This window comes from Streptomyces sp. G5(2025), assembly GCF_049542075.1.
Taxonomy (GTDB): domain Bacteria; phylum Actinomycetota; class Actinomycetes; order Streptomycetales; family Streptomycetaceae; genus Streptomyces.
Map to the genome: position 1 here is coordinate 693,733 of NZ_JBMUZT010000002.1, position 18,079 is coordinate 711,811.

Genomic DNA, 18,079 nt, shown 5'->3' on the forward strand with positions numbered 1-18,079 from the left:
CGGCCGCGTCGGATCCGGCCCTCAGTCGTGGGCCGCGACCGCCCCCAGAAGTTCCCTGATCCGCCCGGTCGCCATCCGGAACGCGGCGGACGCGAGCGTGCCCGCGTACTCCCGTTCCGCGGGCAGGCCCACCTCGACGATCTCCGCGATCGTGCCGGAACGCGAGCGCATCACGACCACGCGGTCCGCGAGATACGCGGCCTCGGCGCTCGGGTGCGTCACCAGGAGCACCGTGGTACCGGTCCGGCGCCAGGTGCGGTGCATTTCCACGTTCACCTGCTCGCGCGTGAGCGCGTCGGGCGCGCCGAACGGCTCGTCCATCAGCGGCACGGGCGGCTCGTGCGGCAGCGCCCGGCACAGCGCCACGCGCTTCTGCATGCCGCCGGACAGTTCATGCGGGTACGCGTCCTCGAAGCCGCCGGGCCCGGTCATGCGGATCAGTTCATCGGTACGCGCGCGTGCCCGCTCCGCGGGGAGCTCTTTTCGAGGATGACGTCGAGGGTGGCGCCGGGTGAGGGCACGGGGTGGGACTCGACCATGCCGGTGGCGGCGATCACCGACCAGGCGCCGAAGCAGACGAGCAGCGGCACGAGCGGCCGCCAGCTCTCCTCGGCCGCTTCGGCCGTACGACGTCCGAGCCCCGGGCGTTGCCGCTCCGCGACGCCCGGCCGGCCGGCCGCACGGGAGTCGGAGTCGCGGACAGTGCGCTCTGCCTTATGAGGAACTCCCCTGGTGTTCCGTGCCGTTCGGAGCGGAGAGAGCGGTGCGGAGTGCCGGGAGAACCCAGAGAGCGCGAGAAAGCGCTTACTGATAACCAGTCAGTCACGCTGACGACTGGCTGAACGCAGGATCACGAGGCAGGAGTTGGGTTTCGTTCGCCGGAGCGCCCCCAGCCGGCGGCGCCGAGTGGCTCAGCCCGCCGCGGCTTCTCCGAGCGCCGCAAGGACCGGGCGTATCAGGGGATGGTCTTCCGCCCCGCACCGCACCGCCGCGAACACCCTGCGCGTCGGGGCCGCGCCCTCCACCGGACGCACCACCGCGCCCGACACGTCCATGCCGCGCAGCGCCGAGCGCGGCACGAGGGCGACACCCGCGCCGGCCGAGGCGAGCGCCACCACCGCGCGGAAGTCGTCCGACCAGTGTTCCAGCACGGGCTGGAACCCGGCCTGCTCACAGGCGAGGACGACCACGTCGTGGCAGGGGTTGCCGGCGAAGGGGCCGATCCAGGCGTCCTTGGCCAGCTCGGCCAGCGGCACCCGGTCGTCCTCGGCGAGCCGGTGGCCGAGCGGGAGCACCGCGTCGAAGGGCTCCGCGTAGAGGGGGACCCGGGTCAGCCGGGGGTCGTCCGCGCCCGGCGCGCCGCGGTACTCCACCGCGACCGCGACATCGACCTGCCGGTCCAGCACCATCGGGAGGCTGGCGTCGCCCTCCGCGTCCTGGACGCGCACCCGGATGCCGGGCGCGGTGTCCGCGAGGCGGGCCAGGGCCGGGCCGACGACCAGGCCGATCCCGGTGGCGAAGGAGGCGACGGTGACCGTCCCCGCCTCACCGGAGCTGTACGCGGCGAGCTCGGCCTCCGCCCGCTCCAGCTGGGCGAGGACCGCGTTGGTGTGCGTGAGCAGGATCTCTCCGGCCGCCGTCAGGCGTACGCCGCGCGCCGAGCGGTCGACCAGGCGGTGGCCGGTCTCCTGCTCCAGGGCGGTGAGCTGCTGGGACACCGCGGAGGGGGTGAGGTACAGCGCGGCCGCAGCGGCCGTGACCGTGCGGTGGTCGGCCACCGCACGGAGGATGTGCAGCCGCCGCGCTTCGATCATGCGGCTGATTCTCCCAAACCACCGGCCTCCGCCGCACCACAGGTCTCGCCGCACACCCCGTCTCCGCCGCACCACCCGTCTCCGCCGCCACCGGCCTCCGCCGCACTACCGGTCTCCGCCGCACCACCGGTCTCGCCGGGCTCCCGCGCCCGCCGTGGGGTCGCCGCGCCCGTCGGGAGAACCGGTCGACAGGGGGCTCAGCGAGCGCTGTGATGGTGTTGACTGAACGCCCCGAACGCCCCGAACGCCCCGCACGCCCTGAACGCCCCGCACGCCCCGCACGAGCGGGCGACCATCGCGAGGAGCCGGCTTGGTGACCCAAAGCACCGCACCCGCCGGAACCGACCTCCGTCCGGCGATCGACGCGGCTCTGGCCAGGCGACTGATCGATGCGCAGTTCCCGCAGTAGGCCGGACTGCCGCTCAAGCTGCTGGACCCGGCCGGCTCGGACCACGTGATCCACCGTCTCGGCGATGAGCTGTCCGTCCGGCTGCCCCGGCACTCCGGGGCCATCAGGCAGGCCGAGAAGGAGTCCGCGTGGCTCCCCCGGCTCGCCCCGCATCTGCCGCTGGCCGTTCCCGAACCGGTGGGGGTGGGCGAGCCCGGCTTCGGCTACCCCTGGCCGTGGGCGGTGACGCGCTGGCTGGACGGCGAGGCGGCGACCACGGAGACGCTGGGCGACTCGCCGGGCGCCGCCGTTCAGCCGGCGGAGTTCCTCAGGGCACTTCAGGGGTGCGGGACCGGGGGCTCGGGGAGAGGGAGTATCCGCGCGGGCGGTTCCGGCACCGGCGCCCGCGAGTCGCTCACCGTCAACCGCCTCTCCGACCGCGACCGCGGCACCCGGGCCGCCGTCGTCGAGGCCGGCGGCGTGTTCAACGGCCCGGCCATGGCCGAGCTGTGGGACGCGGCCCTCGCTGCCCCCGCGTGGGACCGTCCGCCGGTGTGGTTCCACGGTGACTTCCACACCGGCAATCTGCTGACCGTGGGCGGACGCCTCAGCGCGGTCATCGACTTCGGCGAGCTGGGTGTCGGCGACCCGGCCTGCGACCTGACCATCGTCTTCACCCTGATGTCGGCCGCGAGCCGGGCCGTCTTCCGTGCCGCGCTCGGCGTGGATGACGCCACCTGGCTGCGTGGCCGCGGCTGGGCGCTGGCCACCGGTCTCAACGCCTACACCACCTACGCCGCCACCAGCCCCCGGGTCGCCGCGCAGACCGCCCGCCAGATCACCGAGGCGCTGACCGGCTGAGCCGCGGTGCGGGTGCGTGGCCCGCGGCGTAGCGATAGGACGCCGCGACGACCGCCTTGGCGCTCTCCAACTCCTCGTCGGTGCGGGGCCCGTAGAGCATCACCACGTTGACGGTGGGTGAGTAGAGGGGATGGCGCTCGCCCCAGCCTTTGGCGATGAGTTCCCGCTGGTCCTCCTGCGACAGCGCCAGGTGGAGGCTGCCGTCGGTGTGGACGTGGGCGAACTCGGCGTTGAGGCGGGGCGGCAGCAGGACCGCGCCGGGGGCGGGGGCGTGGTGTCACCCAGGAAGAAGGCCAGCGACCCCGGCTCCGAGATCTCGCTGGGCCGGATGACGGCGCCGTGCTGGCGGCCGGTGCCGTGCGGGTGGTCGGCATCGTGCAGGTGGCCGGCATCCTGCAGGTGGCCGGCATCGTGCGGGTGGCCGGCATCGTGCGGGTGGCCGGCATCGTGCAGTTGGTCGGTCATCCACGCCTTCAGCCGCTCGCGCAATGCGTCCGGGCTGTTCTGGCCGAGCTGGACGTGGGGGACGGAAGGGCCGGTCGGGGGGCGTTCACCGGCGCGGTGGGGCAGGGAAAGCGTGCTCATGGCGTGTTCCTTCTTGTGCCGGTGCCGGACGGCCCGGCACCCGCCACGGAAGCTAACAGCCGCGGGATAGTAGGTTCCTAGAAGATAGTGACTCCCCAGCAGGAACTGGCTCCATGGAGGCCGTATGACGTCGCGCCCCGACCCCGTCCGGGCGTGCCCGATCAGCCCGGTGGTGGACCTGGTCTTCAGCCGGTGGTCCACGCCGATCCTGTGGGTGCTCAAGGAACACGGGCGGCAGCGGTTCGTCGAGGTCCAGCGGCGGCTGCCGAAGATCACCCCGAAGGTGCTCACCCAGCGGCTGCGCCAGCTGGAGCGCGACGGGCTCGTCACGCGCACGTACCACGCGGAGATCCCGCCCCGGGTGGAGTACGAGATCACCGCGCTCGGGCGGTCGCTCGGCCCGGTGTTCGCCGCGCTCACCGACTGGTCGGACGTCCACCTGGAGCACGTCGAAGCCGCCCGGCACGCCTACGACACGACACAGGGCTGAGGCGCCCGGCACGCACCCCCTTCCCTCCTTCCCCCCTTCCGGCCTTCCGGGCTTCCGGCCTTCCGGGCTTCCGGCCTTCCGGCCTTCCGGCCTTCCGAGCGTCAGGGTTGTCAGGGCCGTCAGGCTCCGCCCGACTCCCCCAGCTCCGCACGCGCCGCCACGAAGGCGTCCACCGCGCGGTTCACGTCCTCCGTGGAGTGCGCCGCGGACAGCTGTACGCGGATGCGTGCCGCGCCCTGCGGCACCACCGGGTACGAGAAGCCGATCACGTACACGCCCCGCTCAAGGAGCAGCTCCGCCATGCGGCCCGCGACGGCCGCGTCGCCGATCATGACCGGGGCGATGGCGTGGTCGCCGGGCAGGACGTCGAAGCCCTCCTCGGTCATCCGAGAGCGGAAGAGCGCCGTGTTCGCGGCGAGCTGCTCGCGCAGGTCGCCCGCGGACTCCAGGAGGTCGAGGACCTTCAGGGAGGCCGCCGCGATCACCGGGGCGAGCGTGTTCGAGAAGAGGTACGGGCGCGAGCGCTGGCGCAGCAGCGCGACGATCTCCGCGCGGGCCGCGACGTAGCCGCCGGAGGCGCCGCCGAGCGCCTTGCCCAACGTACCCGTGATGATGTCGACGCGGTCCATGACGCCGTGCAGTTCGGGGGTGCCGCGGCCGCCGGGGCCGACGAAGCCGACGGCGTGCGAGTCGTCGACCATGACCATGGCGTCGTACTGGTCGGCGAGGTCGCAGATCTCCCGGAGCGGGGCGACGTAGCCGTCCATGGAGAAGACGCCGTCGGTGACGATCAGCCGTCGCCGCGCACCGGACGCCTCCTTCAACTGCTGCTCCAGGTCCGCGAGATCGCGGTTGGCGTAGCGGAAGCGGCGGGCCTTGGAGAGGCGGATGCCGTCGATGATGGAGGCGTGGTTGAGGGCGTCGGAGATCACCGCGTCCTCAGGGCCGAGGAGCGTCTCGAAGACACCGCCGTTGGCGTCGAAGCAGGAGGAGTAGAGGATCGTGTCCTCCTGGCCGAGGAAGGCGGAGAGCCGCGCCTCCAGCTCCTTGTGCACTTCCTGCGTGCCGCAGATGAAGCGGACGGAGGCCATGCCGTAGCCCCAGCGGTCCAGGGCCTCGTGCGCGGCGGCGACGACCTCGGGGTGGTCGGCGAGGCCGAGGTAGTTGTTGGCACAGAAGTTGAGGACCTCCCCGGGACGGCCCCCGGAGGTGACGGCGACCGTGGCGGACTGCGGGGTGCCGATGACGCGCTCGGGCTTGTGCAGTCCCGCGGCGGCGATCTCGTCGAGCGTGGCCTGGAGGTCTGCGCGTACGGAGTCGAACATGCGTGATTCCTTCGGAGGTGAGCCGTTGGTGGCCGTCGGTCAGCCGCTGGTGGGCCGAGGGTCGGCCGTCGGTGGGCCGTCGGTGAGCCGAGCAGGGTCAGAAGGGTCAGAAGGGTCAGGAGGTCCAGTCGAGGATGACCTTGCCGCCGCGGCCGCTCGCCGCGTCGTCGAAGGCCGCCTCGAAGTCGCGGTGGCCGTAGCGGCCCGTGATGACGGGAGCCAGGTCGAGGCCGCCTTCGAGCAGCACGGACATCGCGTACCAGGTCTCGAACATCTCGCGGCCGTAGATGCCCTTGATCGTGATCATCGAGGTGACGATCCGCGACCAGTCGACGGGGAACTCCTCGGCCGGCAGGCCGAGCATGGCGATCTTGCCGCCGTGGGTCATGTTGGCGACCATGTCGCGCATCGCGCGCGGGTTGCCGGACATCTCCAGGCCGACGTCGAAGCCCTCGCGCAGCCCCAGCTCGCGCTGGCCGTCGGCGATCGTCGAGTCCGCCACGTTCAGGGCGAGGCTGACGCCCACCTTGCGAGCCAGCTCCAGGCGCTCCTCGCTGACGTCGGTGACGACGACGTTGCGGGCCCCGGCGTGCCGGGCCACGGCCGCCGCCATGAGGCCGATCGGTCCGGCGCCGGTGATCAGGACGTCCTCGCCGACCAGCGGGAAGGACAGGGCGGTGTGCACAGCGTTGCCGAACGGGTCGAAGATCGCGGCCACATCGAGGTCGACGGGCACGCGGTGCACCCATACGTTGCTGGCGGGCAGCGCGACGTACTCCGCGAAGGCCCCGTCCCGCCCGACGCCGAGGCCGACCGTGGCGCGGCACAGGTGGCGGCGCCCGGCCAGGCAGTTGCGGCACTTGCCGCAGACCAGGTGGCCCTCGCCGCTGACCTGGTCGCCGGCCTTGATGTCCACGACGTCACGGCCGGTCTCGACGACCTCGCCGACGAACTCGTGCCCGACCACCAGCGGCGCGGCGACCGCCTGCTGCGCCCAGCCGTCCCAGTCGCGGATGTGCAGATCCGTTCCGCAGATCCCGGTGCGGAGCACCTTGATCAGGACGTCGCCGTGGCCGATGACCGGCTCCGGCACGTCCATCAGCCGGAGTCCCGGCTCTGCCTTCTCCTTGACCAGCGCCTTCAAGGCCACGGCTCCTGTCGTACGTCGCGTATGTCACTGCTTGCTTCGACGACACAGGAATCTTCCCTACGGCGGCGCCCCGGTCCATCGAGGATTTCTTAAGCGCCGCCGCAGGTTTCCTTACAACCTCGGGGGTCAGCGGGTCTGACCGCGTTCGAAATACGCGGCGCAGCGGTCAGGTCGTGATCCAGGCCGGGCACCACACGCGGCGTCCCATCGCCCCGCCGTCCCGCCGTCCCGCCGTCCCGCCGTCCCGCAGCGAAGGCGTGGCCCCTCTCGCCCGTCGCCACCGCCATCGCCATCCGGGCGGCGACGGCGACGGGCGGGAGGCGGCAACGCAGTAATCGCTTACCGTGGCGGCAAAAAGGAATTACGCGCCCTCTTGCGCGACATAGCAACCGCTTACATGCTGACGCGAGGTCACCCCCCGTTCGTGTGCCGCCCGTTCTTGTATCGCCCGTTCTTCTGTCGCCCGTTCATGTGCCCCCCGATCCTGTCCCCCGACACCTCTGGGAGTTCGCATGCCCATGCCTCTTTCCGGCTCCACCGGGCCCCGCCGCCGCGTACTGCTCACGGCCGGGGCGGCCTCCGCCGTCGTGTCGGTGACGGGCGGCGCGGCGCGGGCCGCCGAGCGCGCGGACAGCAAAGACGCGGAGGCGGTTACGGACGCCGAGGCCGTTGAGGACGCTTACGGCACGCTCCTCGCCCGCGCGGCGACACAGCTGACCGGCGGCGCGTTCGACGCCACGGACCCCGACTTCGCCGCGGCGCTCAAGACGCTCGACACCCAGGCGGCCACCTGGTGGCGGCAGTTGGACCGCTCGGCGGGCAGAACCGCGCTGTGGCCCGACCTCTCCCCCGCCTCGGACCCCGGCAACTTCGGCCAGAGCTACACCCGCCTGCGCACCCTCGCCACCGCCTGGGCCACGCCCGGCACCTCGCTCACCGGCCGCGCGGAGATCGCCGACGCCCTGCTCGAAGCGCTGCGCCTGCTGCACTCCACCGGCTACCACCCGGGCCGCCCGGAGTCCGGCAACTGGTGGTTCTGGGAGATCGGGGCGCCCCGCGCGCTGATGGACACCTGCGTCCTGCTGCGGGCGCGGATGCCCGCCGAGGACCTGGGCGCGTACACGGCGACGGTCGCGAAGTTCTGCCCGAACCCGGACCGCCGCACCAACGCCCCCTCCCTCTCGGAGACCGGCGCCAACCGCGCCGACAAGGCCGTGATCGTGGCCCTGCGCGGCCTGCTCGCCCGGGACGCGGCGACGGTGGCGCTCGCCCGCGACGGCCTGTCCGACGTGCGGGACGGCGGCCGGAACAGCCTTTTCCGGTACGTCACTTCGGGCGACGGCTTCTACGAGGACGGATCGTTCGTCCAGCACGGCTCCGTCGCGTACACGGGCACGTACGGCAGTGTCCTGCTCGGCAGCACGGGCCAGCTGATCGCGCTGCTCGCGGACTCGCCGTGGGCGGTCACCGACCCCAAGACGTCCGTGCTGTACGACGCGGTGGACCGGACCTTCGCGCCGGTGGTCTTCGACGGGCTGATGATGGACGCCGTGCGCGGCCGGGCGATATCCCGGGAGCGGGCGCGGGACCACCACGACGGCGCGGCGACGCTCTCCCACATCCTCCACCTCGCCTCCGGCGCCCCGGACGCGTACGCGCGGCGCTGGCGGGCCCTCGCCAAGGGCTGGATCCGCCGCAATACGACCACGCCCTACGTGGGTCTTGTCGGCATCCCCGCGCTGGCGCGCGCCAAGGCCGTCCTCGACGACGCCTCGGTCCCGGCCACGGAGCGGCTCACCGGGCACTTCGTCTTCGCCGGCATGGACCGCGTGGTGCACCGGCGGCCGGGCTGGGCACTCACGCTGTCGCTCTCCTCGAAGCGGATCGCCGCGTACGAGGCGGGCAACGGCGAGAACCTGCACGGCTGGTACACCGGCGACGGCATGGCGTACCTGTACGACGGCGACGACCTCGGGCAGTTCGGCGACGGCTTCTGGGCCACCGTGGATCCGTACCGCCTGCCGGGCACGACCGTGGACACCCGCGCGCGTGCCGACATCGGCTCCGGCGCCGGCACGGGGACGTACCGCCCGAAGAACGCGGTGGCGGGCGGCGCGGTCCTGGACGGACGCTACGGCGCGGCCGCCATGGAACTCCTCGCCGACGGCAGCTCCCTGCGCGCCCACAAGGCGTGGTTCTGCCTGGACAACGTGGTCGTCGCGCTCGGCGCGGGTATCAGCGCGCACGACGGTCGCACGATCGAGACGGTGGTCGAGAACCGGAATCTGCGTCCGGGCGGGCCCGCCCGGACGCTGACCGTGGACGGGCGCGGGCAGCCCGGCCACGACGGCTGGGCCGCGCGGTTCGACGGGGCACGGTGGGCGCACCTGCGAGGTACCGGCGGTTACGTCTTCCCCGACCCCCGCGACCACCCCGGCCGGGCGGACGGCCATGGCCTGAACGTCCTGCACGCCCTACGCGAGGAGCGCACCGGCCGCTGGCGGGACATCAACACCGGGGCTGATACGGGGGGCAGTACCACGCCGGTCAGCCGCCACTACGTGACGCTGTGGCTGGACCACGGCACCTCACCGGACGCGGCCTCGTACGCCTATGTCCTGCTCCCCGGCGCGAGCGCGTCCGCGACCGCGGCGTGGGCGCGCGCCCGGCCCGTGCGGATCGTGGCCAACGACAGCACCGTGCAGGCCGTCGAGGCGCACCGCGCGGGGTTGCTCGCCGCGCACTTCTGGCGGGCCGGCACGGTGGCGGGGCTGACCGCTTCGGGGCCGTGCGCCGTGCTTGTGCGGCGGGGGCAGGGGGGTGGTGCGTCGGTGGCGGTGTCCGATCCGGGGCGGACGGGGGCGACGGTGAGGGTTGAACTGCCCTTTGCTGTACGGGGGGTGCGGCGGGCGGATGACACGGTGGCCGTCACGGTGGGGCGGCGTGGTGTGGTGAGCGTCCGGGTCGGTGGCTCTCGGGGGCGGACGCATACGGTGGAGGTCGTGTGAGTGTTCCGCCGCGGTCTGTCTGTTGTCATGTGCGGGTGCGTCGTGGCTTGTCGCGCCGTTCCCCGCGCCCCTTCGGGGTGCGTTTCCCTCCGCGGGTGCGTCGTGGTTGCTCGCGCCGTTCCCCGCGCCCCTTCGGGGTGCGTTTCCCTCCGCGGGTGCGTCGTGGTTGCTCGCGCCGTTCCCCGCGCCCCTTCGGGGTGCGTTTCCCTCCGCGGGTGCGTCGCGGCTTGTCGCGCCGTTCCCCGCGCCCCTTCGGGGGCGCGCCTTCACCGTGCGGACGCATCGTGGTTGCTCGCGCCGTTCCCCGCGCCCCTTCGGGGGCGCGTCCACCTCGCCGCCGATCAGGAGTGACGGACGCCCATGCCCACACCGCCACCACCGCACCTGTCCCTGCCGCCCGCCGACCGTGTTCTGTCCCCGCTCACCGGGTGGGCCCGCGCGCACTGGGAGGCGCTTGCCGACCGGCAGTTGGAGGCTCTGGTGCCCTTCGCGACGCCGGGGTTCGCGCAGTACCGGCTGCCGGGGCGGGCGAGTTGGTCGGGGGTGGTGTCGGACGGGCTGGAGGGCTTCGCGCGCTCCTTCCTGCTGGCCGCGTTCCGGATCGCGGGGGCGGGCGGCGAGGTGGACCCCCGCCTCGTGGAGCGCTACGCGCTGGGGCTGGCGGCCGGCACCGACCGCGGCAGTGGCGAGGCGTGGCCCGAGCTCACCGACTGTTCGCAAGCGATGGTCGAGGCCGCGTCCGTCGCGATCGGGCTGCACGAGACCCGCCCGTGGATCTGGGACGCGCTCGACACCCGGGTCCAGGAGCGGGTGGTCGACTGGTTCTCCGGGTTCGTCGGCGCGAAGACCTGGGACAACAACTGGCGCCTCTTCCAGGTGGTGTCCGAGCAGTTCCTCGCCTCGGTCGGCGCCCCGTACAGCAAGGCCGACATCGAGGGCGGCCTGGGCCGCATCGAGGACTGGTACCACGGCGACGGCTGGTACAGCGACGGCGACGGGCGCAACTACGACTACTACAACGGCTGGGCGATGCACCTGTACCCGCTGCTGTGGGCCCGCATGGCGGGCCCCGACGGAGACGGGGGACGCGCCGACGTCTACCGCGAGCGACTCGGCCAGTACCTCGCGACCTACCCGCACTTCTTCGGCGGCGACGGCGGCCCCGTGCACCAAGGCCGCTCGCTCACCTACCGCTTCGCCGCCACCGCGCCCGTGTGGATGGGCGCCCTCGCGAACTGCACGCCGCTGGCCCCCGGCCTGACCCGGCGGCTCGCCTCCGGCACGGCCCGGCACTTCGTGGAGCGCGGCGTGCCCGACGAGCGGGGGTTGCTGCCGCTCGGCTGGTACGGGACGTTCCTGCCCGCCACGCAGGGCTACTCCGGCCCGGCGTCACCGTACTGGGCGAGCAAGGGCTTCCTCGGCCTGCTGCTGCCCGCCGACCACCCGGTGTGGACGGACCGCGAACTCCCGCTGCCTGTGGAGGAGTCCGACCAGTACACCGCGCTCCCCGCGCCCGGCTGGCTGCTGCACGGCACGCGGCACGACGGCATCGTGCGGCTGATCAACCACGGCAGCGACCACAACCCGCTCGAAGGCCCGGCCCAGGACGACCCGCACTACGCCAAGTTCGCCTACTCGACGGCGACGGCCCCCGAGACCGCCCAGCGCGCGTGGGAACGTACCGTCGACGGCCACCTCGCCCTGCTCACCCCCGACGGCACGCCCTCGCGCCGCCTGCGCATCCACCCCCTGCGCTGTGCGGGGCGCGTCGCCTCGTCACGGTACGACGCCGAACTCCCGGGCCACGACGAGGCGTTCCCCGTCGTGACGACGAGCGCGCCGCACGGCCCGTGGGAGATCCGCGCGCACCGGCTGCGGGCCCCCGAGGGCGCGACGGTCCGCGAGGGCGGGTACGCGGTGGCCGACCGGACACCCCCGCACGCCGAACGCGGCCCCGGCTGGGCCCTCACCCGTACGGCGGCGGGGCTCACCAGCGCCGTGGTCGCCCTGCACGGCTGGGACGAGGAGACGGGCATCGCCCGCGAGGTCGCGGCCAACGCGTACGGACCGCACTCCGCGACGCCCTTCCTGGCCTTCCCCGAGCACCCGGGCGGGGCCGGCGTCCACGTCACGCTGGTCGCCCTCTCACGCGACACGGTCGACCCCCGGGCGCTGCGCGAGTCCCTCACCTGCGCCGTGGACGACGAGGGCGTGCGCGTCCGCTTCCCCGACGGGACGGAGCTGGAGCTGTGACCCGGGTCCGGCCGGGGTCTGACCGGCGTCAGATGCCGCCGTCCTCCCGCCGGTGGATCTGCTCGACCAGCTCCGCGGCCAGCGTCTTGATGGTGTCGAGCCCCGCCCTCCCCCAGCGGCGCGGCTCGACGTCGACGACGCAGACCGTGCCGAGCACGATCCCCGTACGGTCGATGAGGGGCGCGCCCAGGTAGGAGCGGATGCCGGTCTCGTCCACGACGGGGTTGCCGGCGAACCGCGGGTAGTCGCGGACGTCCTCCAGGACGAGCGCCTTGCGGCGCACCACCACGTGCGGGCAGTAGCCGTGGTCGCGGGCCATATAGCGGCCCATGGCGTTGTCCGGGGCGTGGAGTCCGGCGAAGAACTGCCGGTTCTCGTCGATGAAGTTGACCATCGCGTACGGCGCGCCGGTCAGCTCCGCGAGCCGGTCCGCGAAGAGGTCGAGGGCCGGGTCGGGCCGGTCCCCGATGCCCAGCCCGCGCAGCCGCCGCACGCGCGCGGGCGCCTCCTTGTCGACGGGGGTGAGCAGCAGGTGGCGGTCCGGCATCACGTGTGGGCTCCGTAGCTGGGCGCCGGGGCGTGGTTGAGGAGGTGCCTGACGAGGATGAGGAGCGTCTGGATGCCGGAGCTGGAGATCCGCGCGTCGCAGCGTACGACGGGGACTTGGGGGTCGAGGTCGATCGCGGCCCGCACCTCCTCGGGTTCGTAGCGGTGGGCGCCGTCGAATTCGTTGATCGCGACGATGAAGCCCATGCCGCGCTGTTCGAAGAAGTCCACGGCGGCGAAGCAGTCCTCCAGTCGGCGGGTGTCGGCGAGCACGACCGCGCCGAGCGCGCCCTCGGAGAGCTCGTCCCACATGAACCAGAACCGCTCCTGGCCGGGCGTGCCGAAGAGGTACAGCACGTGTTCGGGGTCGAGCGTGATGCGTCCGAAGTCCATGGCGACGGTCGTCGTGGTCTTGTTCTCCACGCCCGACAGGTCGTCGGTGGCCTCGCTGACCGTGGTGAGCAGTTCCTCGGTGCTCAGCGGCGCGATCTCGCTGACCGCGCCCACAAAGGTCGTCTTGCCGACCCCGAAACCGCCGGCGACCAGGATCTTCAGCGCGGTGGGGAAGGGGTCAGAGCTGTCGTCGTAATCCATCGAGCACTGCCTCCAACAGGGACCGGTCAGTGGGGTTGTGGTAGAAGTCCGGGGCCTTCATGGTGAGCGCCCCGGAGTCGAGGAGATCGCAGAGGATCACTTTGGCGACGACCGCGGGCAGCTTCAGCTGGGCCGCGATCTCGGCGACGGAGGTCGGGGCTCCGCAGAGGCCGAGGGCCGCGGAGTGCTCGGGTCCGAGGTAGCCGAGGGGGGTCGACCCGGTGGCCATCACCTGGGAGAGCAGGTCGAGTTGGGTGGTCGGTCTGGTCCGTCCGTTGCTGACGGTGTAGGGACGGACGAGCCGTCCCGCGGCGTCGTCGAGCCAGGGCCCGTCGTGCGGGGCCGCCATGGTCAGCGCCTCATCGACGCGGGTTCCCCGGCCGGCTGCCGGGGCGCGGTGATCAGGTACGGGCGCACGCTCTTGACGAGCATCGCCATCTCGTAGCCGAGGACGGCCGCGTCCGCGTCGCGGCCCGCGAGCACGGCGAGGCAGGTGCCGGAGCCCGCCGTGGAGACGAACAGCAGCGTGGAGTCGAGCTCCACGACGACCTGCCGGACGTCTCCGCCGTCCCCGAAGCGGACACCGGCGCTGCGCCCGAGCGAGTAGAGGCCCGACGCGAGGGCCGCCATGTGGTCGGCGCTGTCCGGGTCGAGGCCGTGCACCGACTTCACGAGCCCGTCGGAGGAGAGCAGGACGGCACTGCGGGTGTGCGGCACGCGCTGCACGAGTCCGCTCATCAGCCAGTCGAGATCGGATACATGGCCGGTCGGCGCATCGCTCGCCATGGTGGATCGACTCCTTGAGATACGACGTTCGAGGGTCTGCGTGGGCAGAGGTGGTGGGGGGTGATCGGGCGTCATCCGTTCCCGTCCTGGAGGCCACCGGCGCCGGTGCTGTTCTCCCGCACGGTGGGGTCGCGCGCGTCCTGCGCCTGGGCCAGACCGATGCCGCGCTGGAACGCGGCCATCAGCCCCGGGTCGTGGCCGGCGAGGTGGTCGCTGTCGGGACGCGGCCCCGGGGAGTCCCGCAGCTGGGGCGCGATGTGCTCCTGCGCGCGCCGCTTGGGGAGCTGGGGTTTGCCGACCCGCCCGCGGACGGCTCCGCCGAGGGGCGTCAGCGGCGCCGCGGCGTGCTCGGCCACGGCCTGCCGGTCCTCGGGGCGGATGCCGGGGACCGCGTCGGCGGGCGTCGGCCGGTCCTCGCGGGCGCCGCGCACGGGCAGCGGGCGGGGCGGTGCTCCGGCCGGCCGGGCGTGCGTCTGTGGCTCGGGACCATGGCCACTTCGTACGTCCTGAACATGCTGTACGTCGCTCATGGCCGGTGGACCGGGGGCCGCGGACACGTCCGGTACGCCCTCGCAGGGGCCCGGGGCCACCGCTTCCGCCGCCGGGAGCCGTTGCCCGGCGGGCTCGGCCTGCGGCTGGGCGCCCAGCAGTTCCTGGGGCAGGATCAGTACGGCCTGCACCCCGCCGTAGATGTTGGCCTGGAGCCGGACCGCGACACCGTGCCGCCGGGCGAGCGCGGCGACCACGAAGAGGCCGATCCGCCCGTCCTGCAGCAGACTCGCGACGTTGACCTGGTCGGGGTCGGCGAGCAGCTGGTTCATCTTGTTCTGCTCGGCGAGGGGCATGCCGAGGCCTCGGTCCTCGACCTCGACGGCGAGCCCGGCGGTCACGAGGTTGGCGCGCAGCAGGACCTGGGTGTGCGGCGCGGAGAACACCGTGGCGTTCTCGACGAGTTCGGCGAGCAGGTGGATGACGTCGGCCACGGCGTGCCCGCGCAGGGTGCCGTCGACGGGCGGCACCAGCTTGACGCGGGAGTACTGCTCGACCTCGGCGATGGCGGAGCGCATCACCTCGGTCATCGAGACGGGGCTGCTCCACTGGCGGCGCGAGACGGCGCCGCCGAGCACGGCGAGGTTCTCCGCGTGCCTGCGGATGCGGGTCGCGAGATGGTCGACGTGGAAGAGCCCCTTGAGCAGCTCGGGGTCCTCGACGTCGTTCTCCAACTCGTCGAGCAGGGAGATCTCGCGGTGCACCAGCGACTGGAGGCGCCGGGCGAGGTTGACGAAGACCTCTACCTTCTGTTCGCTGCCCGCGTGGCTGGAGAGCTGCGCGGCCTGTAGGACGGCGTCGACGGCGGTGTCCTGGGCGCGGGTCAGCTCGGCCGCGAGCTGGTCGAACTCGTCGCCGTCCGGCCGGGCCGAGGGGCACGTTCCGCGCGCGGGTGGCTCGTCGCCGCGGCGCAGTTGCTCGACGACACCGCGCAGCTCGCTCTGGCCGTGCGCGGTGGCCCGGCGCAGGGCTCCCACCCGGTCCCGTACGGACCTGGCGGCGCGGTCGGCCGCCACGGCGGCGATCATGATGCCGGTGAGGGCGACGAGCGCCGCGGCGGTGAGGACGGCGAGCAGGGCGGGGCCGGGCCGGGCCCCGGTCGTCCGCAGGGTGAAGAGCACGGCCGCGCAGGCGCTCAGCCCGACGGCGACGGCGGGCAGCACCGCGATGCGCAGGAGCTGCGGCCGTATCTGCGTCTCGGGCGGGGCGGTGGCGGTGCGGCTCCCGGGCCTGCCGTGCCGGCCGCCCTCACGGCGGTCTGCGCGGGCGGCCGGTGCGCGTAGGTGAGACATCTGCGTCCTAGGTACGTGGCGACGGGGCTCCAGCGGGCGGCCCGACTCCCTTTTGCGGCGTGGTTTTCGGCAGTTCTCGGCATGGTTCTCGGCATGGTTTCGGCATCGCCGTGCCGGCCGACAGGTCGCGATGGCATGCCTGGACCGTGATCGCAGCGTCGCCCGACGACCACTCACGGTAGTCGCCAGCGCATCATGTGCGGTGGGCAGTTGACAAAGTCAGCGGGGCCGGGTCCCGCTCTGGTATGACACCTCGTACGGCCGTCCGATTCGACTCGTACGCAGGTCCGATTCAAGGGTCCGCTGGGACCACGGGGGTCTACGTTTACGAACAGCAGTGCCCCGGCCGGATCGGCCGGGGCACTGTGGTCTTCCTGCGAGGGCGGCGGGCTAGGCGACGGGCGCCGCCTCCTGGTCGCCGCTGTCCGTCGTCGTGGCCTGCGGCCCGCTGTCCGCGGGCGGCTCGGGCCAGCCGCCGTCCGGCACGACCGCGACGCCGCGCCACCAGGGCGCGTCGGGCACGCTCCGGGCCCCGGGCTCGAAGGGCTCGCCGGGGCAGGGCAGCGCGATCCTGGCGCCCGCGCGGCGCGCCGCGGCGAGGGTGCCCTCTCCCGGCTCCGACCACGGGTGCGGGGCGAGGTTGAACGTGCCCCAGTGGATCGGCAGCATCAGCCCCTGGGCGATTCCGCCCTGGAGGTCGAGGTGGGTCCGCATGCCCTCCTCGGGCGTCATGTGGATGTCGGGCCAGAAATCGCTGTACGCACCGATCTGGATCATCGTCACGTCGAACGGTCCGTGCGCGGCGCCGATCTCGCGGAAGCCGGGGAAGTAACCCGTGTCCCCGCTGTGGTAGACGCGGTGCTCGGGCCCGGCGACCACCCAGGAGGCCCAGAGCGTGTGCTGCTGGTTGCGCAGGCCGCGGCCGCAGAAGTGCCGCGCGGGCGTCGCCGTGAGGGTCAGCCCCGCCACTTCCGCCGACTCGTGCCAGTCCAGCTCGCGGAGCCGGTCGGCGGGTACGCCCCAGCGCTCCAGGTGGGCGCCGACGCCGAGCGGCACGGCGAACACCGTGCCCGTCCCGGCCAGCGCCTTGATCGTCGGCATGTCCAGGTGGTCGTAGTGGTCGTGCGAGACGACCACTGCGTCGACCGGGCCGAGGGCCGCCAGCGGCACCGGCACGGGGTGCAGCCGCTTGGGCCCCGCGAAGGAGAACGGCGAGCACCGCTCGCCCCACACCGGGTCGAAGAGCACGCGCCGGCCGTCGATCTCGGCGAGGACGCTGGAGTGCCCCATCCAGGTGATGCGCAACCCGTCGGCCGGCGGCCCGGCGAGGTCGGCGAGGGTGGTGGCGTGCACGGGGACCGTGCCGGCCGGGCCACGGCGTACGCGCTCCTCCTTGCGGAAGTAGATCTTGGCGAACTCCATGGTGGACCCCGAGGATCTGGTCCGCGCCCCTTCGGGGTTCCGGAAGGACCCCTCGGCCACGGAGAAGTTCGGCGATCTGCGGATCCGCGCCAGCCGCGCGCCGGCCGGATCCGCTCCGAAGGCGGGGGTCCGCAGCGAGCGGAGCCCGGGAATCAGGGACCGGGACACGGGACCTCCTGAGGGGGTGACTGGGCCTACCCATTATGTCCATGCCACGCGACGCCACATTTCCGGAGGCCCGATCCGGCTGGTTCCGGTGCCCGGCCCGCCTCGGCACGGGCCGGATGTCACATTCCCGGAGGCTCGATCCGTCCCATGAGTGATCCGGTGACCGCCGCCGGACCACGACACCGGAGGTGACCCTCATGGCCCGCGTCTCGCTCGCCCCTCGCCGCACTCTCTTCTTCCGCCTCATGGAGTGGTACTCGAAGCGGACCTACGGCAAGGTCCTCGACCCCGGCAAGGCCATGGCCCACAACCCGCGGGCGCTGTGGACGTACCTCCGCTTCGAGCAGGGCGTGGCCAAGTGGAACAAGCTGGACACCGGCCTCAAGGAACTCGCCGTGATGGCGTCGGCCGCCTCGATCGGCTGCTCGTGGTGCATGGACTTCGGGTTCTGGACGTCGCACACGCGCGGCATGGACGCCCGGAAGCTGCGGGAGGTGCCCGTCTGGCGGGACAGCGACGCCTACACCCCGCTGGAGCGGGACGTGATGGAGTACGCGGAGGCGGTGACCGCGAACCCGCCCACCGTCGACGACGCCCTCGCCGGCCGGCTGCGCGACCGCCTCGGCGAGCCCGCCTTCGTCGAACTGACCGCGATGGTCGCCGTGGAGAACTACCGCTCCCGCTTCAACTCGGCCCTGGGCCTGACCAGCCAGGGCTTCAAGGACTCGTGCGATCTGCGCGATGCGCGCGACCTGCCGCGTGCCGATGCCGAGTGAGCCCGTGGGGTTCGGGCACTGTCGGTGGGCCTGGGTAGGGTTCAGCGCGTGACTGGGGTGCGGTTGAGCGTG

Annotated in this window: 15 protein-coding genes and 2 pseudogenes; 6 read left to right on the forward strand and 11 right to left on the reverse strand. The window is 73.0% G+C overall.

Annotation, left to right across the window (positions count from 1 at the left end):
* Nucleotides 1-21: 21 nt before the first annotated feature.
* Both ACOBQB_RS03500 and ACOBQB_RS03505 read right to left on the reverse strand, forming a co-directional pair.
* Nucleotides 22-624, reverse strand: a pseudogene (locus ACOBQB_RS03500) (ATP-binding cassette domain-containing protein); the annotation flags it as partial.
* 287 nt (nt 625-911) lie between these two features.
* Entirely contained in the window at nt 912-1,814 is a 903-nt protein-coding gene (locus ACOBQB_RS03505) for a LysR family transcriptional regulator (protein WP_423588685.1), read from the reverse strand.
* Between the two features lie 310 nt (nt 1,815-2,124).
* On the opposite strand from ACOBQB_RS03505, the pseudogene ACOBQB_RS03510 reads away from it, so the two are divergent.
* A pseudogene (locus tag ACOBQB_RS03510) lies at nt 2,125-3,063 on the forward strand (aminoglycoside phosphotransferase family protein).
* Here ACOBQB_RS03510 and ACOBQB_RS03515 read toward each other — a convergent pair.
* Nucleotides 3,041-3,313 (reverse strand): luciferase family protein, encoded by a 273-nt coding sequence (locus ACOBQB_RS03515; protein ID WP_423590359.1) that lies wholly within the window; start codon nt 3,311-3,313, stop codon nt 3,041-3,043. The pseudogene ACOBQB_RS03510 and the gene ACOBQB_RS03515 sit on opposite strands and share 23 nt — an antisense overlap.
* Nucleotides 3,314-3,402: 89 nt before the next feature.
* Between ACOBQB_RS03515 and ACOBQB_RS03520 the strand changes: the two genes are divergently transcribed.
* Nucleotides 3,403-3,729: a hypothetical protein gene (locus tag ACOBQB_RS03520; RefSeq protein WP_423588687.1), complete on the forward strand. Its 327-nt coding sequence runs from the start codon at nt 3,403-3,405 to the stop codon at nt 3,727-3,729.
* A 43-nt stretch (nt 3,730-3,772) separates the two neighbouring features.
* On the forward strand, nt 3,773-4,138 hold the full coding sequence (locus tag ACOBQB_RS03525) for a winged helix-turn-helix transcriptional regulator (RefSeq protein WP_423588688.1): 366 nt from the start codon (nt 3,773-3,775) through the stop codon (nt 4,136-4,138).
* 119 nt (nt 4,139-4,257) lie between these two features.
* Here ACOBQB_RS03525 and ACOBQB_RS03530 read toward each other — a convergent pair whose 3' ends face one another.
* On the reverse strand, nt 4,258-5,463 hold the full coding sequence (locus ACOBQB_RS03530; RefSeq protein WP_423588690.1) for a glycine C-acetyltransferase: 1,206 nt from the start codon (nt 5,461-5,463) through the stop codon (nt 4,258-4,260).
* Nucleotides 5,464-5,578: 115 nt separating this feature from the next.
* Entirely contained in the window at nt 5,579-6,607 is a 1,029-nt protein-coding gene (gene tdh, locus ACOBQB_RS03535; RefSeq protein ID WP_423590361.1) for an L-threonine 3-dehydrogenase, read from the reverse strand.
* Between the two features lie 518 nt (nt 6,608-7,125).
* On the opposite strand from tdh, the gene ACOBQB_RS03540 reads away from it, so the two are divergent.
* Both ACOBQB_RS03540 and ACOBQB_RS03545 read left to right on the forward strand, forming a co-directional pair.
* On the forward strand, nt 7,126-9,621 hold the full coding sequence (locus ACOBQB_RS03540) for a polysaccharide lyase 8 family protein (protein ID WP_423588692.1): 2,496 nt from the start codon (nt 7,126-7,128) through the stop codon (nt 9,619-9,621).
* 360 nt (nt 9,622-9,981) lie between these two features.
* The gene (locus ACOBQB_RS03545; RefSeq protein WP_423588694.1) at nt 9,982-11,874 is read left to right on the forward strand and encodes a DUF2264 domain-containing protein; all 1,893 of its coding nucleotides are present in this window, start codon (nt 9,982-9,984) and stop codon (nt 11,872-11,874) included.
* Between the two features lie 28 nt (nt 11,875-11,902).
* Here ACOBQB_RS03545 and ACOBQB_RS03550 read toward each other — a convergent pair whose 3' ends face one another.
* From ACOBQB_RS03550 to ACOBQB_RS03575, 6 genes are all read right to left on the reverse strand, one after another.
* A complete protein-coding gene (locus ACOBQB_RS03550; protein ID WP_423588695.1) occupies nt 11,903-12,421 on the reverse strand; it encodes a GAF domain-containing protein in 519 nt (172 codons plus the stop codon).
* Nucleotides 12,421-13,014: a GTP-binding protein gene (locus tag ACOBQB_RS03555; protein ID WP_423588697.1), complete on the reverse strand. Its 594-nt coding sequence runs from the start codon at nt 13,012-13,014 to the stop codon at nt 12,421-12,423. The genes ACOBQB_RS03550 and ACOBQB_RS03555 overlap by 1 nt, the downstream gene beginning before the upstream one ends.
* On the reverse strand, nt 12,992-13,363 hold the full coding sequence (locus tag ACOBQB_RS03560) for a DUF742 domain-containing protein (protein WP_423588699.1): 372 nt from the start codon (nt 13,361-13,363) through the stop codon (nt 12,992-12,994). Before ACOBQB_RS03560 ends, ACOBQB_RS03555 begins: the two co-directional genes overlap by 23 nt.
* 2 nt (nt 13,364-13,365) lie before the next feature.
* A complete protein-coding gene (locus ACOBQB_RS03565) occupies nt 13,366-13,800 on the reverse strand; it encodes a roadblock/LC7 domain-containing protein (protein ID WP_127909528.1) in 435 nt (144 codons plus the stop codon).
* Nucleotides 13,801-13,871: 71 nt separating this feature from the next.
* On the reverse strand, nt 13,872-15,641 hold the full coding sequence (locus tag ACOBQB_RS03570; RefSeq protein ID WP_423588702.1) for an ATP-binding protein: 1,770 nt from the start codon (nt 15,639-15,641) through the stop codon (nt 13,872-13,874).
* A gap of 390 nt (nt 15,642-16,031) precedes the next feature.
* Nucleotides 16,032-17,231 carry an MBL fold metallo-hydrolase gene (locus ACOBQB_RS03575; RefSeq protein ID WP_423588704.1) on the reverse strand — a complete coding sequence of 400 codons (1,200 nt, stop codon included), beginning with the start codon at nt 17,229-17,231 and terminating at the stop codon, nt 16,032-16,034.
* Nucleotides 17,232-17,428: 197 nt separating this feature from the next.
* On the opposite strand from ACOBQB_RS03575, the gene ACOBQB_RS03580 reads away from it, so the two are divergent.
* Nucleotides 17,429-18,007, forward strand: coding sequence for a carboxymuconolactone decarboxylase family protein (locus tag ACOBQB_RS03580; RefSeq protein WP_423588705.1), 579 nt, complete (start codon nt 17,429-17,431; stop codon nt 18,005-18,007).
* The last annotated feature ends 72 nt before the right edge of the window (nt 18,008-18,079 follow it).

Coding starts and splice junctions, on each gene's coding strand:
- ACOBQB_RS03580 (WP_423588705.1), top strand. CDS start 17,429: ATGGCCCGCGTCTCGCTCGCCCCTCGCCGCACTCTCTTCTTCCGCCTC.
- ACOBQB_RS03545 (WP_423588694.1), top strand. CDS start 9,982: ATGCCCACACCGCCACCACCGCACCTGTCCCTGCCGCCCGCCGACCGT.
- ACOBQB_RS03550 (WP_423588695.1), bottom strand. CDS start 12,421: ATGCCGGACCGCCACCTGCTGCTCACCCCCGTCGACAAGGAGGCGCCC.
- ACOBQB_RS03570 (WP_423588702.1), bottom strand. CDS start 15,641: ATGTCTCACCTACGCGCACCGGCCGCCCGCGCAGACCGCCGTGAGGGC.
- ACOBQB_RS03525 (WP_423588688.1), top strand. CDS start 3,773: ATGACGTCGCGCCCCGACCCCGTCCGGGCGTGCCCGATCAGCCCGGTG.
- ACOBQB_RS03560 (WP_423588699.1), bottom strand. CDS start 13,363: ATGGCGGCCCCGCACGACGGGCCCTGGCTCGACGACGCCGCGGGACGG.
- ACOBQB_RS03555 (WP_423588697.1), bottom strand. CDS start 13,014: ATGGATTACGACGACAGCTCTGACCCCTTCCCCACCGCGCTGAAGATC.
- ACOBQB_RS03505 (WP_423588685.1), bottom strand. CDS start 1,814: ATGATCGAAGCGCGGCGGCTGCACATCCTCCGTGCGGTGGCCGACCAC.
- ACOBQB_RS03565 (WP_127909528.1), bottom strand. CDS start 13,800: ATGGCGAGCGATGCGCCGACCGGCCATGTATCCGATCTCGACTGGCTG.
- ACOBQB_RS03530 (WP_423588690.1), bottom strand. CDS start 5,463: ATGTTCGACTCCGTACGCGCAGACCTCCAGGCCACGCTCGACGAGATC.
- ACOBQB_RS03540 (WP_423588692.1), top strand. CDS start 7,126: ATGCCCATGCCTCTTTCCGGCTCCACCGGGCCCCGCCGCCGCGTACTG.